16 protein-coding genes are annotated in these 15,370 nt (G+C 63.8%); 6 read left to right on the forward strand and 10 right to left on the reverse strand.

Going from position 1 to position 15,370, the window contains the following annotated elements; genetic code table 11:
- Positions 1–83: 83 nt before the first annotated feature.
- Together AYX22_RS17590 and AYX22_RS17595 are read right to left on the reverse strand one after the other, a co-directional pair.
- Positions 84–794 (reverse strand): winged helix-turn-helix domain-containing protein, encoded by a 711-nt coding sequence (locus AYX22_RS17590; protein WP_207594539.1) that lies wholly within the window; start codon positions 792–794, stop codon positions 84–86.
- Positions 791–2,440, reverse strand: coding sequence for a methyltransferase (locus tag AYX22_RS17595; protein ID WP_207594541.1), 1,650 nt, complete (start codon positions 2,438–2,440; stop codon positions 791–793). Before AYX22_RS17595 ends, AYX22_RS17590 begins: the two co-directional genes overlap by 4 nt.
- Positions 2,441–2,532: 92 nt before the next feature.
- Between AYX22_RS17595 and AYX22_RS17600 the strand changes: the two genes are divergently transcribed.
- Entirely contained in the window at positions 2,533–2,976 is a 444-nt protein-coding gene (locus AYX22_RS17600) for a hypothetical protein (protein ID WP_207594543.1), read from the forward strand.
- Between the two features lie 64 nt (positions 2,977–3,040).
- Positions 3,041–3,571, forward strand: a complete 531-nt coding sequence (locus AYX22_RS17605; protein ID WP_207594545.1) for a hypothetical protein — start codon at positions 3,041–3,043, stop codon at positions 3,569–3,571.
- 7 nt (positions 3,572–3,578) lie between these two features.
- Here AYX22_RS17605 and AYX22_RS17610 read toward each other — a convergent pair whose 3' ends face one another.
- A complete protein-coding gene (locus tag AYX22_RS17610) occupies positions 3,579–4,475 on the reverse strand; it encodes a rhodanese-related sulfurtransferase (protein ID WP_089596116.1) in 897 nt (298 codons plus the stop codon).
- A gap of 159 nt (positions 4,476–4,634) precedes the next feature.
- Here AYX22_RS17610 and AYX22_RS17615 point away from each other — a divergent pair, with 159 nt between their 5' ends.
- Together AYX22_RS17615 and AYX22_RS17620 are read left to right on the forward strand one after the other, a co-directional pair.
- The gene (locus AYX22_RS17615) at positions 4,635–5,330 is read left to right on the forward strand and encodes a GNAT family N-acetyltransferase (protein WP_207594547.1); all 696 of its coding nucleotides are present in this window, start codon (positions 4,635–4,637) and stop codon (positions 5,328–5,330) included.
- Between the two features lie 91 nt (positions 5,331–5,421).
- On the forward strand, positions 5,422–7,764 hold the full coding sequence (locus AYX22_RS17620; RefSeq protein ID WP_207594549.1) for a DEAD/DEAH box helicase: 2,343 nt from the start codon (positions 5,422–5,424) through the stop codon (positions 7,762–7,764).
- A gap of 33 nt (positions 7,765–7,797) precedes the next feature.
- Here AYX22_RS17620 and AYX22_RS17625 read toward each other — a convergent pair whose 3' ends face one another.
- The 7 genes from AYX22_RS17625 to ssd form a co-directional block, all read right to left on the reverse strand.
- Positions 7,798–8,163 carry an Rv3654c family TadE-like protein gene (locus AYX22_RS17625; protein ID WP_207594551.1) on the reverse strand — a complete coding sequence of 122 codons (366 nt, stop codon included), beginning with the start codon at positions 8,161–8,163 and terminating at the stop codon, positions 7,798–7,800.
- Positions 8,160–8,528 carry a TadE family type IV pilus minor pilin gene (locus AYX22_RS17630; protein WP_242703387.1) on the reverse strand — a complete coding sequence of 123 codons (369 nt, stop codon included), beginning with the start codon at positions 8,526–8,528 and terminating at the stop codon, positions 8,160–8,162. The genes AYX22_RS17625 and AYX22_RS17630 overlap by 4 nt, the downstream gene beginning before the upstream one ends.
- A gap of 113 nt (positions 8,529–8,641) precedes the next feature.
- Positions 8,642–9,121: a DUF4244 domain-containing protein gene (locus AYX22_RS24155; RefSeq protein WP_242703388.1), complete on the reverse strand. Its 480-nt coding sequence runs from the start codon at positions 9,119–9,121 to the stop codon at positions 8,642–8,644.
- Positions 9,122–9,316: 195 nt separating this feature from the next.
- The gene (locus AYX22_RS17640; protein ID WP_242703389.1) at positions 9,317–9,982 is read right to left on the reverse strand and encodes a type II secretion system F family protein; all 666 of its coding nucleotides are present in this window, start codon (positions 9,980–9,982) and stop codon (positions 9,317–9,319) included.
- Entirely contained in the window at positions 9,982–10,587 is a 606-nt protein-coding gene (locus tag AYX22_RS17645; RefSeq protein WP_242703390.1) for a hypothetical protein, read from the reverse strand. Before AYX22_RS17645 ends, AYX22_RS17640 begins: the two co-directional genes overlap by 1 nt.
- Before the next feature lie 191 nt (positions 10,588–10,778).
- A complete protein-coding gene (locus AYX22_RS17650) occupies positions 10,779–12,038 on the reverse strand; it encodes a TadA family conjugal transfer-associated ATPase (protein WP_207594557.1) in 1,260 nt (419 codons plus the stop codon).
- Positions 12,035–13,096 carry a septum site-determining protein Ssd gene (gene ssd, locus AYX22_RS17655; protein ID WP_242703391.1) on the reverse strand — a complete coding sequence of 354 codons (1,062 nt, stop codon included), beginning with the start codon at positions 13,094–13,096 and terminating at the stop codon, positions 12,035–12,037. The genes AYX22_RS17650 and ssd overlap by 4 nt, the downstream gene beginning before the upstream one ends.
- A gap of 200 nt (positions 13,097–13,296) precedes the next feature.
- Between ssd and AYX22_RS17660 the strand changes: the two genes are divergently transcribed.
- Positions 13,297–14,988, forward strand: coding sequence for a bifunctional 3'-5' exonuclease/DNA polymerase (locus AYX22_RS17660; RefSeq protein ID WP_207594561.1), 1,692 nt, complete (start codon positions 13,297–13,299; stop codon positions 14,986–14,988).
- Positions 14,989–15,158: 170 nt separating this feature from the next.
- Complete coding sequence (locus AYX22_RS17665) at positions 15,159–15,359, forward strand: DUF1508 domain-containing protein (RefSeq protein ID WP_207594563.1); 201 nt, start codon at positions 15,159–15,161, stop codon at positions 15,357–15,359.
- Positions 15,360–15,370: the final 11 nt, after the last annotated feature.

Raw genomic sequence — 15,370 nt, forward strand, 5'->3', positions numbered from 1 at the left:
ATTGGCCTAGTTCACCATAGTTTGCAGAATCCTGCGTTTTGGTACGGAAACCAGGGCGGTCATTCGGTGACCAGGCCGGAGGGTTATTGCCCGGGCGCCACGCGGTCATCCGGGATCATTGACCACAAGGTTGCCACACGTTCGGCACCTTCCGGAATCTGCGTGGGATCCTCGAGTTCGTACTCCCTCACGACCTCGCGGATTCTGTCCGCCAGTTCCTTCCGTTGCGGGTTGGTGAGATAAAGCAGGTTGCTGGAGAGGACCACCGATACCGGCTCGTCTCCCCCTTCACCACGCTGGCGGCGCTCCCCCCGGGCTTTCGCGAAGGCAGAAGCGCGTCGACGGAACGCATCGAGCTCCAGGTCAACCACGGCAATCTCTGGGCTGGCGACACTGCCTCCCGAGATGGTGAAGTCTGTTCCGGCAGCCTTCCAACGCCGCTCGCGTGCATCACCGGCGTTTTCGGCCGGTGCCACGATTCCCCATTTCTGGAGGGCGCGGAGGTGGTAGCTCATGGCGCTGGGGGTCAGGCCGGTCCGGGCAGCGAGTTCGGTTGCTGTGTGGCTCACCTGGGTGGCGTAAAGCTCAGAGATGACCTCGATGCGGGCAGCGTGCGCCAAGGCGCGGATAGCCTTGGGATCGGTGATCTCAACCGTCTTCTCGGCCCGCTTCCGCCGCGGAACGTCGCCTGACGTTTGGGATGTCTCGTTGTTCGCAATCACTTGATCAGTGTAGTCAGGGTCACTTGCGGGACCATCGGAGTTCATCGCCGGCGGCGTCGCGTCGCTGCTCATTCGCTGGTCTGCGTCGGGTCCGGAAGCAGGAAACCTTCAAGGACGAGGTTGGTGACATCCCTGTACAGGCCCTCCGTGAAAGCATCCTCGTCAAAGTCCTCGTCGCCTCCCAACAGCGAGACCAGGGCCGCCACGATCTGGCGGACCGACAACTCTCCGTCGCAGGCAGAGGCGAACCCTGCAAGCTCCGTGCTGAGCAGGTTGGTCCTGCGGAGGCCTGCACCCTGCCTCAGGAGAATGACACCAGGATGGGCAGCTCCGGGTCGCTGGTGGCGTTCTTCGGTTACGTCCTCCGCTACAACCAGATGCGCGTCGGCCACCGGGGTGGCGGCCACCCAATCGGCCCGTTCCACGGCCGCGCCCAGATGCGGTCCGATGGGTTGTTCGATGGGATAGGTGATCTCTTCGAAGCGGCTGATGGTGGACCGGTGTCCTGGCCCAGGGCGGCGCAGCCAGATCATGCCGAAGCCCACCCCTTCCACGTTCCTGGAGGCGAAGTCGTCCAGGTATGCAGCGTACGACTCCTTGTACTGCTCACGGTCACGGTTCTGGGAGGCATCCTGCAGCCAGGTCTCGGCGTACTGTTCCGGATCCACTTGCTCGCGCTGGATGAACCACACGTCAAGACCCGAGTCCTTGAGCCATGCATTGGGACGGTCCTTCCAGTCCGACCCCTCGGTAACCTCCCAGTTGCCCAGCATTTGTGCGGTGCCGCCGGGTTCCAGGACGCTGGCGAGTGATTGCACCAACGAAGCCACGATCCCGTCACCCGGAAGTCCGCCGTCGCGGTAGGTGAACTGGTCCGACGACAATTCCCCGCCCGTCCTGGGTGTGATCACGAAGGGAGGGTTGGACACCACCAAGCCGAACTGTTCACCCTCCACAGGGTCCAGGAGCGATCCCAGGCGAAGGCTTACCCGGCTCTCCAAGTTCTGGGGATCCAGGTCAAGCTCCGCCGCATTCAGCAGCAGATTGAACCGGGTAAATGCCAGTGCCCTTGGGGAGATGTCCGTAGCTGTAACGTGCTCGCAATGGTGCAGCAGGTGGAAAGTCTGGATCCCGCAGCCAGTCCCCAGGTCCAGGGCGCGTTTGGTGTGTTGCCTGAAAGTGGTTTGGACCAGCGTTGTGGAGGCGCGGCCAATGCCCAGGACATGGTCATGACGCAGGACTCCCGCCTGTTGGTGGGCTGCGAGGTCACTGGCGACCCAGAGTTCGGCGCCACCGCTGCCGTCTGCATTCGCGTCCCAACCGTACGGTCGCAGGTCTACCGTGACCCGGACGACCTCGCCATCCACAGCGGCCAAGCCGAGCTCCACGAGTCCTTGGGTACGGATTCCGGGCAGGGCGGAGTCAACGTCGGCCACGGACTGTGGGACGGCCAGAAGCCAGAGACGGACAATCACAGCCAGCGACCGGACCGCGGGATCGTGCGAGTCTTTCAACCGCTCGGTGGCCAGGAGCGCAGGAACCACTTGGTCCCTGCCAAGCGCTGCTGACGCCGACTCCCCCAGCAGGGCAGCCACGCCATCCACGGTGTAGGAGAGGGCGAGAAGGTCCCGGGCAAGCACCTGGAGCAGTGCGGGTTGGTCGCTTCGGGGAGCATCGTCAGTGTTGCCGGCGGTAAACAGGAATGCAGTGTCAGTCACCCTGCAAGTGTAGGGGCGGCCTCCCGGGCCGGGTGGTCCCCTACCGGGCTATGTGGACAAAGGACGCCGCTGGAACCCGGTAGCGTGGAATCATGCTCAACTTCTCCTCCACAAGGCGCCGCGCGGGCCTTGGTGCCCTGGCCGCTGGTGTCCTGCTGGGGGTCGCCGCCTGCCAGGCGCCGGTCAACATCGCAGATGCAGACGTTCCCGCTTGGAAGGAAAAGGTCCTCCCGGCAGCAAGCGGCGCGGTCTTGGAGGACTCCGGCAAGATCCTCAACCGGGACCCCTTGGTCAAGGAATCGCCCAGCGTGTCCGCCGGGACCTATACGCTCACCATGGCGTGCGACGGCGGCGGCAAGGCCTACTTCGCCGTCTCCTTGAGCGGAAACAAAATCGCCGATGCGGCTGCAGCATGCAACGGCAGCCTCGATGTGGTGAAAATCAAAGTGCCTGCTGCCGGCCCCCTCAACATCTCGACCAGCAGCGTCGATGCCCCACTGATCTACGCTTATCACCTGGCTCCGACGGCAGGCTAGAAGCCCCCGGATTCTTCCTCCAACAAGCCTTCAGACAGCGGCCGCCCGGGCGTAAAGTCAGTGCATGGGCAGCAAGGCAGCTTGCTCGGTGATGTCACAGCGGCTGGCGAGGGCCGCCGTCGTGCTTCTCGTTGTCCTGAGCGGAGGCGTAGCCGGTTGCGAATACACCTATGAGGACGGCGGCAGGCCGGAGGCCACCGCCACCTCCACTGCAGGAAACGTCGCCCTTCCACCCGATCCGGCGCTGGAAGACACCGTCAGCGGCGATGCCCTGGAAGAATGGGCAAAGGCTGCGCTGCCTGAGTCGCAAGGTCAGTCGTTCTACTCCAGCAGCGGCTATCTGAACCCCGGTGAGTCCAAGTCCGAGCAAACAGTGCAGCTGCCCGGAGGAACATACGCCGTGACGCTGGCATGCCGTGGCACCCGCCGGGTCACGTTCGCCGTGACGCTGAACGATGTGGCTCTGGTGGACCTGACGTTGGGGTGCGCCAACGCGCGGGTCAGCGTTGTCCAACTGGACAAGGACGCCATCCTGTCCATCACCGTCGGGTCCAGGTCCGATGCCAATTTCGCCTACCGTGTGAGCAGGCTTTGAGACCGCGCTAAGCGGCTTCGCAGCCTCCGGGGCAGCGCAGCGTTTCCGGGCTTGAGGCGCATTCGGCACAGTACAGGGTCAGAGTGCGGCAACTGAGGTTGGAGCAATTCTCGAACTTGTTGGTGGGGGCAGCGCAGCGGACGCATTCGCCGATGGTTTTGGCGTCCTCGCTGAACTCGACGTGCATGCGCTTGTCGAAGACATAAAGGGAACCTTCCCAGAGCCCTTTGTCCTTGAACGTTTCTCCGTAGCGGACAATCCCGCCATCCAACTGGTAGACCTCTTTGAAGCCCCTGTTGACCATCAGGCTGGATAGGACTTCGCAGCGGATTCCACCGGTGCAATAGGTGACGACCGGTTTGTCCTTGAGGTCGTCGTACTTGCCCGAATCCAGTTCCTTGATGAAGTCGTGCGTGGTGTCCACGTCCGGAACGATCGCATCCTTGAACTTGCCGATCTGTGCCTCGAACGCGTTGCGTCCGTCAAAGAACACCACGTCCTCGCCACTGGACTTCCTTGCCTCCACCAGCGCGTGGAGTTCCTCCGGCTGGAGGTGCTTGCCGCCGCCCACCACGCCGTTGTCATCAACCTTGAGTTCCCCGGGAGCACCGAACGACACGATTTCATCGCGGACCTTGACGCTGAGACGCGGGAAATCTGCGGCACTTCCCTCCGACCATTTGAAGTCGATCCCATGGAAGCCCTTATATTCACGCGTGGTCTTCACGTACTGCTTCATGTTGTTCAGCTCGCCGCCCACCGTGGCATTGATGCCGTCCTTCGAAATGAGGATCCGACCGGTGAGGCCCAGTTTTTCGCACAGGGCACGCTGCCATAGACGCACGGCGTCGGGGTCGGCGATCGGGGTAAAGCCATAGAAGAGGACGATTCGGTTCAAAGCCACTATTCAAGGGTACTTGGTGCAGTAAAATCGCCGACCGGCCACGCTTCAGGCCCGTCCGGCACCGCGCCTGCCGATAGGAGAAGTCACAATTCCATAAGCAAGCATTCCGGGGCTGATCCGGCTCTGTTGCTTCATGATGCGCTGGCATACTCTCTCTACATGAGTCCAGACGCCTTGGTTGAAGACATTGCGCACCTTTTGGAAGTCTGGGTAGCCGGCTGGTCCGGCTGCCGCGGCTATGAGTCACGCCAAGAAGGCCGCTTCCCTGCTGCGCTTCGCGCCGACAAAACCGGTGACTGGGAGTATTTTGCCCACGATCCCTCGGACGAAGAGTTCACCGCCCTTGCGGCCAAGACCGCAGAAGCCCCCACCCGGATCCTGACGGTCCTCACCAACGACGTCCAACGGTACAAGTACCTGGCTGAACAGCACGGGCTGACCGTGACGTCCGCATCGCAAACCATGATGATCGTGGACATGGAAACCCAGGATTCCGAGGATCCGTGGCTGCCCGACGACGACCTTGAACTCGCTACCTCCGAATCCAACGGAGTCCACTACGCCGTGGTCCATTCCGGCGAGCAGGTGGCCGCCAGCGGACGGGTCTTCGTAGTGGACGGTACTGCAGTCTTCGACAAAATCGTCACCGAACCGGACTTCCAGCGCCGTGGGCTGGGAAGCTTTATCATGAAGGCCCTCGCCGCCCAGGCGTTCTCGCATGATGTGGAGAACGGGCTATTGCTGGCATCCCTGGACGGCCAGAAGCTCTACTCCCATCTTGGCTGGGACGTGGTGTGCCACGTTCTCATGATGTCCGCCAGCGGCACCGAAGGATCGGACCTTTCAGGAGCGTAGCTTCTGCTTCCGACGGCTGGTTGAGCCAAGTTCGACGGCGACGCCCTCGGGTGCCGCCGTCGGCGTGCCCGCACAATGACAGAATGATTCGGTGGCTGCACCTCATTCATTGATCTCCCTGCTGGGCCGGACGCCGGACCCTGAGCAGTTGCGCCATGTCCATACCATTCCCGCCAGGAAGGCCGTCAACGAGCCGTGGCCGGGCTGGGTCCACCCCGACGTCGTGGGGGCATACGAGGCCTTGGGGATCCGCGAACCGTACCGGCACCAGGTCCAGGCCGCCGACCTCGCCCACTCCGGACAGCACGTGGTCATCGCCACTGGAACGGCATCCGGAAAGTCGCTCGCCTACCAACTGCCGGCTTTGGACGCGATACACCGTTCCGAATTGCGAGTCCTGGCCGACCCAGGGAAGATCCACGACGACGGTGCCGTCACCCTGTACTTGTCCCCCACCAAGGCACTGGCGGCCGACCAGCTTGCCGCGATCCGCTCGCTGAAGCTGCCCACCGTAAGAGCAGAGACCTACGACGGCGACACCGACGTTGCGTCGCGCCGTTGGATCCGTGATCACGCGAACTTCATCCTGGCCAACCCGGACATGCTGCACTTCGGAATCCTGCCCAACCACACCTGGTGGGCAAAGTTCTTCCGTCGGCTGCGCTACGTGATTGTGGACGAGGCCCACAGCTACCGCGGTGTCTTCGGCTCCCATGTGGCCAACCTGATGCGGCGGCTCCGGCGGATCTGCGCCTACTACGGTGCAGGAAACACGTTCCCCGAGCCGGTGTTCATTGCCGCGTCTGCCACTGCCTCCGACCCCGGCGTTTCTTTTGGCCGGCTCATCGGCGCCCCTGTCAGGGAGGTTTCCGAGGACTGCTCGCCCCACGGGTCCACCACAGTTGCCTTTTGGGAGCCGGCGCTCACGGACGTCAAGGGTGAGAACGGGGCCAAACAGCGGCGGACCGCCGTAGCCGAAACAGCGGACATTCTGGCAAACCTCGTGTCCTCGCGCGTGCGCACCATCGCATTCATCAAGTCGCGCCGCGGAGCCGAGTCCATTGCCTCCATCACCAAAAGACTCCTCGACGAGGTGGACCCCAGCCTGCCGGGGCGGGTTGCTGCCTATAGATCCGGGTACCTGCCCGAAGAGCGCCGGGCCTTGGAGCAAGCCCTGAGGTCCGGTCAGTTGCTGGGCGTTTCCAGTACCTCGGCCTTGGAACTGGGCATCGATATTTCGGGGCTGGATGCGGTGCTGGTGGCTGGATGGCCGGGCACCCGGGCTTCGCTTTTCCAACAGATTGGCAGGGCCGGGCGGGCAGGACAGGATGCCATCGCCGCTTTCGTGGCCAGCGACGACCCCTTGGACACGTACCTGGTGAACCATCCCGAGGCCATCTTTGACGTCTCTGTGGAAGCCACCGTCTTTGATCCCGGCAATCCGTACGTGCTTGGTCCCCATTTGTGTGCCGCGGCCGCTGAGTTGCCGATCGGGCCGGCCGAGCTCGATCTGTTTGGCCCCACCTCCGAGGGGCTGCTGGACCGTCTTGTGGTCCAGGGATACCTCCGCAAACGGCCTGCTGGTTGGTTCTGGACCCATCCGGAGAGTGCTGCCGGAATGGTGAATCTCCGGGCGGACGGAGGCGGTCCGGTGAGTATCGTTGATGCCGAAACAGGATCGCTCCTGGGGACCATGGATTCGCCGCAAACCCACTATCAGGCCCACACGGGTGCGATCTACGTCCACCAAGGTGAAAGCTACCTGGTGGAGGACCTCAACGAAGCCGACCATTGCGTGATGGTGCGCCGGGTCAACCCCGACTTCTACACCACGGCGCGCGACGTGACCCAGATTGAGGTCCTCGAAACGTCGCGCTCGGTCCAGTGGGGCGACATCACCGTGCATTTCGGCGACGTCAAAGTGACCACGCAAGTTGTCTCCTTCCAACGCAAGGCCCTGATTTCCAACGAGATCCTCGGTGAAGAACCCTTGGAATTGGGCGCCCGTGACCTGTTTACCAAGGCCGTCTGGTTTGTGGTGGATAACCGCTCTCTTCATGGGGCAGGTCTGGTGGAAGCCGAGTTCCCGGGGGCGCTTCATGCGGCCGAACACGCCGCCATTGGGCTTCTTCCCTTGGTTGCCTCCAGTGACCGCTGGGACATCGGCGGCGTCTCCACTGCCCTCCATGCCGACACCGGTGTGCCCACGATTTTCGTCTACGACGGTCATCCAGGTGGCGCCGGGTTCGCTGAGCGGGGCTTTGAAAAGGCCAAGATCTGGTTGACTGCAACCAAAGAAGCCATCCAGGCCTGTGAGTGTGACAGCGGCTGCCCGTCCTGTGTCCAGTCCCCCAAATGCGGTAACAAGAACAACCCGCTGGACAAGGCAGCCGCCATCACGCTGCTGGGTGTGTTGCTGAAGGACGCCATCTAGGCCCCCATAGGTTGACCCTGCGACCACGGACGCCTACGGGGGTGGCCCTGCCCGCGCCCGTCCCGTGGCGACTCCCCAGTCGAAGGGATGAGCCAACTCGGTAGCCACGTCAGCTACGTTCCCTCCGGTTACGGTGCAGGATGTAACTGTTGCATCGTGCCGCGCCGCTACTTCGGAGGCCACCGCACACGGTTCCCCTGAAGTGAGGCCCCTGGCAGCATCGGCGGCGGCGAGCGCAGCCAGGTCCGCAGCGGACGCAGCCCTGGACTCCATCACCCCTGCCTGGGCCAGGACCAGGACGCCCACGAGCAAGGCCATCACCACTGCACCCAGTGTCAGCGCGAGAACTGTTCCCGCCCCGCGCTCAGGAGGGACAACAGGTAGTGAAAGCGGGTTCATGGGATGCCTGCCCTTGAACCAGCTGGTTCGGCACCAGCCCCCGAACCCGTTGACTCTGCGCGGGCGGAGGCCGACGCTGTCAACGTCCAGGGGATCAGCGATCCCACGGCTCCGCCTACCCGGGCCGAGGCTGTCACCGTGAGCCACCCGGAGTCGTCGGTGACAGAGGAACTGACGCCGTCACCGGCAAGCCGCCTCACAATTCCTTCCACGGCACCACCTGTCTCGCCCCGCGCGGAGGCCCGGGCTCCTGCCGTAGCAGCTTCCTCCAGCCGCAGTTGTGTGATCCCCGCAGCACCGCCTGCCAGCAGGAAGGCCAAGAGCAAGACCACGGCCGGCAAGGCAACGGCGAACTCCGCAGTCACGGCGCCCGACTCCTCCCCTCCCTCCTTCCGGCTGGATGATGGTCCGGCCTTCTGGCCGGATGTTGGTCCGGCACAGGCGGCAGATGACCTCCCGCCGGCAGGCAGTACGTGCGTCATGGCAAGGACAGGGCCGTGCGAATCAAGTTGAGCAGGAAGCCGCGGACTTCTTCGCTCCGAAGGAGGACCACCAATAGCCCTGCGAGCCCCACTGCGGCGAGGGTAGCGATGGCATACTCGGCCGTGGCCATACCGCTCTCCGAGCCAGGAAGCATTTCCCGTGTCCGGCGACGTTCATGGCTCCTCCACAGGCTCCTCCGATGATGCCGCCCTGGTCGCCTCCGCAGTGTGCCCTGATCCCGGATTTCCCCTGGGTACCGCAGGGCCAGCGCACCGTGTGACGTGGTGAGCTGAAGGTCCGCACCAGTGGCCCGGAAGCCCGCGTCTCCGAAGCCGGAATCCGTGAATTCTTCGAGTTCAAACTGCTCGATTCCAAAGGTCCTCATTCCTTGCTTCCCGCTAACGGCGGCTCGATCCTGGCCAGCAGCACGGCGGCCCTGGCGGCGGCCGGATTCGGCCTTGAAGAGTGTTCTCACTGTGGGTTCCTTTCAAAAAAAGCCAGCGGGTCCGCCGACTGATTCGACTCTTCCGTGGCTCGGTGCTGCCTGTAAGAAGGGGAATCCTCCAAGTGGATAACCCCTCACGATCAGCAGGATGTGGAGGGAGAGTGGGCGCTATTCGCAGCCCACTCTGTGCCGATCATCATGTCTGTGCCGACCATCGTGGACAGGTCATCCGACGGGAAGCATGGCGATCAAGACAGGCACGATCCCCAGGCATATGAAGGCCGGCAGTGAGCACAGGCCCAGAGGTACTACCAGTTTCACGCCCAAGGCAGCGGCTCGCTTCTCCGCAGCCCGGAACTGTTCGCGCCGTTCCCTGGCCGCTTGTGCGTAGAGGATCGATGCCGAGGGGGCGCCGGTTAGGGCTGCGAAAGCCAGTGCATCCTTGAGACGGACCACCTCGGGCGCGTGCTGGGTGTGGGTCCGCCACGCCGTCTCCCAATCCGCGCCGATGGCCAGCGCGGCCACAACTGGCCTGAGCGACCGCTTGATGGGTGGTGATGCACACGCGGAGATGAGTTCCAGTGCCCTTCCGATTCCAGCTCCGGCGTCGAGCATTGACGCCACCAGTTCCAGCATCATCGCGGTGTCTCGGAGACCGTCGGACGGACCTTTCGGATCAGGAGGATCCGTTGGGGCTGGCCCTTCCCCGGCAGCCGTCCGCGTTCGGAGGTCCAGAGTACCGGCCGGACCACGGCGGGAGGAGCGCGTCAGTGACGTGGCGTCGGCATTCCGGATCAGCACGCGCGCCCTGGCACGCGTCGGCCCGGTGAACCACACGAAAGCCGCCAAACCCAGGACGACGATGATCACCAGCACCAGCGCCCCGGGCATCACGCACTCCCGGCTGCGGAGGCCACCAGCCGTGAGGACCACACGCGGCCGGCCACGGTAAGGAGGAGACCGGTGGCGAAGGTGGCAACTCCCAGGACGTTGTCCAGCAGGATTCCCAACGGGTCCACGCCCAACGCCATCCCCAGCACCAGCCCGAACACCGGAAGCCAGGACAACAGCTTGACTGTGGCTTTTGGTCCGGCGAGCGCGGTTTGCCGTGCGGCCTCTGCGTCTTCTTCGGCTTCCAACTGGGCGGCAAAACGGGTAAGGAGGTCAGCAAGCGGGCAACCGCTGGTTTCTGCCACCTCCAAGCACGCCGCCAGTTCCATCCAGACACGTCGTTCAGAGCTTCCACGCCGGGGATATGTCCGGGCGGCAGTATCCCGGATGGCTTCAGCCGCAGAATTTCCCAAGCTGGATGCTGACCTGGCTGCGGCCACAACCAGCAGCGACTCCTGGCTGAGTGCGGCAGTCGCCGGTTCTGTCTCTGTGTCCGGGCCGCCATCTTTGATCAACCGTGAGCCATGGACCATCCAGAGTTCCTCCCACAGCCGGGACGTTCCCCGCCCACCACGCAGCAAGGCCGCCAACTGTTGTACCAGCACCACAAGCGGCAAGGGCTCAGTTCGCTTTCGCCGCCAGCGGTGACGAAAGCTCACACCCGAACGGGCACGGAGGGCGGCACCAGTCCCTCCTCCAGGCTTTCCCAAACTTTTCCGTACACGTCGGCCATCAACACAACGGCCCCGAAAGTGCTGCCAGGCCGCGAGTCCTGCAACCAGGACGAACGCGCCGATCATAGTGCGTCCACTGACCACGTCTCAGCTGATGTACCCGGCGCCCCACCAGAGCCGGACCAGTCGAAACCGGCGGGCAACGCCGGACCGAGCCGTCGGGCAAGGGCAGGCCACGCGGGCCCACACGTCATTCCTGTCGGATGCCAGCGGAGGGCGGAGACCACCTTCTGGCCTTCGGAAGTGTCAGTCAGTACCCCTATGGAAGCCACCTTCCGTCCAGTGGAGGTCCGGTCCACGTGAATGACGACGTCCAGGGCACTGGAAACCTGCAGCCGAACGGCCTCAGCGTTCAACCCCGCCAGCGCACCGAGGGCCACCAGCCGCGCAGGCACGGCCTCTGCCGCGTTGGCGTGGATGGTCCCGCCGCCGCCTGTATGCCCGGTGTTGAGGGCCGTCAGCAGTTCACGGACTTCAGCCCCGCGGCATTCTCCGACGATCAGCCGGTCCGGCCGCATGCGCAGTGCCTGGCGGACCAGTTCGCCCAGATCCAGCGCACCACCGCCCTCGAGGTTTCCGTGCCGGGATTCAAGCGTCACTACGTGGGGATGGACGGGGTTGAGTTCGGCGGCATCCTCGATCAGGACCAACCGCTCTGTCGGGTGGCTCAAGCCGAGCAGGGCGGACAGCAGGGTGGTCTTTCCCGAGCCAGTAGCGCCGCTGATCAGGAAACTCAGTCTTTGGCTCATGATTGCCCTCAGAACCCATTCACCTTGCTCGGAAAACATGCCGCCTTCCCTCAACTCCGGCAGGGTGAACACTTTCTCACGGCGTATACGGATGGACAGAAGGGTTCCGGTAGTGGATATCGGCGAGAGGACCGCGTGCACCCGGTAACCGCCGTTCAGGCGCACGTCTACACAGGGCGACCCATCATCCAACCGACGGCCACCGGCCGAAACCAGGCGGGACGCCAAGGACCTGATCTGTTGCTCGGTGTCGAAATGCACCGATGACCTTTCCAACCCCTGTCCACGGTCCAGCCAGACGGAGTTGGGGCCGTTGACGAAGATGTCCGTCACTGCCGGATCCTGGGCCAACTGTTGAAGGGGGCCCAGCCCGTTCAGCTCGGCGTTGATGGACTCTGCGGCCTCCAAGGCGCCGGCGGTGCCCAGCAACCTGCCACTTGCCTGTACCGCCGCTGCGACGGTGGACGGCGTGACTGGTCCGTGGCCCGCGAGCACAGACTCCCGTACGGTTTCAAGGAGCAGGGAATCAAGTTTCCGGCCCTGCCTGCGTCGCGGTGCCTCGAACGGGTTCACTGGACACCACCGTCGAATCCCAGGACTGACATGGCAAAACGGTTGACCGGCCTGCGTCGGCCGAATTCAAGGATGCGTCCCACTTCGGTACCGGCGGCCACGCCCCTCACCTCAGGGAGGATGCCCAACAGTGGCAGTCCCAGTGACTCGGCAATGAAGCCCGCATCCACGGAGGAGGCACTGCTGCCTCGGACCACCAACCCTGCATCGATAGGCGGGAGCTCGTTCAGGATGCGCCCTGCCGCTACCGCGGATTTGAGGTGAGCCTTAGCGAGCAGGACCATCCTGTCGCAGTCCCACGCAAGGTTCCGCACTCCTTCTCCGCTCCGCCCTATGTCCACCAGGATGAGCTCAAAGCTGCGGCGAGCGGCGTCCATGACCGCGGCTACTGCACGCGTGTCCGGGCTGTGGATCGCGTCCCGTGTTCCGGGCCAGGACAAGTAAGCGAAGCCGCCGGCGAAGGGCAGGGAATCCCGAAACTGCGTGGGATCCATGCTTCCGCGGGTTTCGGAGAAGTCAGGCCACCTGAGTCCGGGGATGTCCTCGGCCGTCACCGCCAGTTCAAGGCCGCCACCCCAAGGATCGCCGTCGATAAGCATGGTGCTCACTCCGTGATCGGCAGCCGCTTGGGCCAGCCAGATGGCTGTAGTGGTTGCCCCCGCGCCGCCACTGCCACCGATGATGCCCATGACCATGCCCCCGGGATCTGGAGACCCGGACATGCTGAGGTGTTCGGCCAGCCAGGCCGCAGCTTCGGGAAGAACGGCGACCCGTTCAGCGCCCAGGGCAGCGGCCAGCTCCCAGAGACCGTCGCCGTCGGAAGCCCTGCCCAACAGCACCGTGGGCGAGCGACGCCGAGGGGGTAACTCACGGACATCGCTGCCCACCAAAACAACGTCGGCACTGTCCCAACCGTGCACAGCTTCGGTCACATCGATAGCTGTCGCGAGGCTTCCACCAGCGGCTGCGACAATCCGTTTGGCCTCTTCCTGCAGGTAGGGGTCTGCAGAGACGAGCAAAATACCGGCAGTATCGTGTGGGACCCAAGTTCCGTCCATGTCCGGTTCCAATGGCTTGCTGTTGGGTTGCCTATGCCGGCGATCTCGCTTGCTCATGGATCCACCATGGTGGACCTGGCGGAACACCATAAGGGGCTGAAGCCCGTATGTGAACAACGTGCAATGGAACCACCTGGCCTGACACCGACTGTGGAGGAACAGTGCCACGACAGCACCACATACAGGGCAGAATGGAGATCATGTATTTGCTGCTCGCCGCCCACCCGGAAGGCGCAGCCATACAAAGGATCTCCCCCACAGGAAAAGCCACGGCGGATCCGCGCGTCGTCACCCGCGGTGACTTGGCCGGCGTCGTGCGTGAATTCGAAGCCCAGCGGCCGCGCTGGGTGTGGCATCGCGCCACGGACTGGTATCCGGAACTGCTGGCGCACGGCGTGGAGCTGGAGCGATGCCACGACCTGGCGCTGAGCGGGGCAATCCTGGCACACTCGGAGTTCACGGCACACACGGACTACGCGCGGCACGCGATCAAGCTCACCCAGGATGATGACACCGGGCCGCCACGCGCCCTCCAGCCCCCGCCGCCTCCAGCGGACCAAGGCGCCCTGTTCGAGGACCTGTCGCCGTCCAACCCCAAAGCAGGGCTGGCCGAACTCAGGGAGGAGTTCTCAGCCCAACAGCATGCTGTCGCCCAGGTCACCACGGACGAGCAGCGAAAGCAACGCCTCCAACTTCTGCTCGCCGCCGAATCAGCCTGCGCCATCATCGCTGTTGAGATGCAACACGCCGGTGTCCCGTGGCGCGAAGAGCTGCATCAACAGATCCTCGCCGATGTTCTGGGGCCCAGGCCGCCCATGGGACACCGGCCTCCGGCCCTTGAAGCACTCTGCGCAGAACTCCGGCACATTCTCAACTCCCCCACCTTGAATCCGGACTCGCCGCAGGACCTCATGCGCGCCCTGCACCGGAACGGGATCGAGGTGAAGAGCACGCGCCAATGGGAACTCCAGGAATCGAAGCACCCGGCCATCCAGCCCTTGCTTGCCTACAAGAAACTCTCCCGCCTCCACACGGCCAACGGCTGGGCATGGCTGGATGCGTGGGTGCGGGATGGACGGTTCCACCCCGAATACGTCGTGGGCGGCGTGGTGTCCGGCCGCTGGGCCTCGCGGGGCGGCGGAGCCTTGCAGATCCCGCGCAATATCCGCGGCGCGGTCCATGCCAATCCCGGCCACAAGCTCATCGTCGCGGATGCTTCGCAACTGGAACCCCGCGTCTTGGTTGCATTGGCCCAGGACACGAAAATGGCCGAGGCCGCCCGCGACAAGGATCTCTACGCCGGCATCGCCGCGCAGGGTTTCGGCGGTGACCGGGCGAAGGCCAAGATCGCACTGCTGGGTGCTATCTACGGTGCCACCACCGGTGAATCGGGCAGGCTTATGCCCCAGCTGACGCGCACCTATCCGCGTGCCGTCGGGTTCGTGGAGCAGGCGGCCCGCGAGGGCGAAGGCGGCAGAACGGTGACAACACGGCTCGGCCGAAGCAGTCCACCGCCGTCGGCAGGCTGGCTGCGAAGCCAGCAATCCACCACTGCGGAAGAACAGCGACGCGCGGATAACCTGGCCCGCTCCCGTGGCCGGTTCACCCGCAACTTCGTAGTCCAGGGCTCGGCTGCTGAATGGGCGGCATGCTGGCTCGCTGAATTACGACGGCGGTTGCGGGCCATGCGTGCCGAAGGCTCACCTTCCGGAGAGCTGGTCTTCTTCCTGCACGACGAAGTGATGGTTCACGCCCCGGACGACGCGGTGGAAGCCTGTATCCAAGCCATCGAAGAGGCAGCCGCCGCGGCCAAGGAGCTCATGTTCGGACGTATCCCGGTCGAATTCCCGGTGAGTGTCGCCGTCGTCGAATCCTACGACAAGGCGAAGTAGCGGCACAGTACCCACAACCTCGTGGACTATCCAGTCATATCTCGCCATATGAGGCCCAATGACCGGTACCGCCAAGTAACTTTTGTTCTCCCTCGGTTCTGGCTACTTTCACTATGTGGATACATCGCTGGTCCACGTATGTGTGCAAGGAAGCATAAGGGGGAGCATCAATGGCTGGCAGGTTCGAAATTCTTATGGAAAACGACGAAACGTACCGGTTTCGCCTGACCGCGGCCGACGGAACCGTCGTGGCCGAATCACCCACGTTCAGACACCTTGAGGATGTCATTGCAGGCATCAACGCCGTCCGCGAAAATGCTGCGACCGGACTGGTAGTGGACCGTTCGACGGCGGCACGCAGGGCCGCCTGACACACTGCCGG

The sequence above is a fragment of the Arthrobacter sp. D5-1 genome, assembly GCF_017357425.1.
GTDB lineage: Bacteria > Actinomycetota > Actinomycetes > Actinomycetales > Micrococcaceae > Arthrobacter.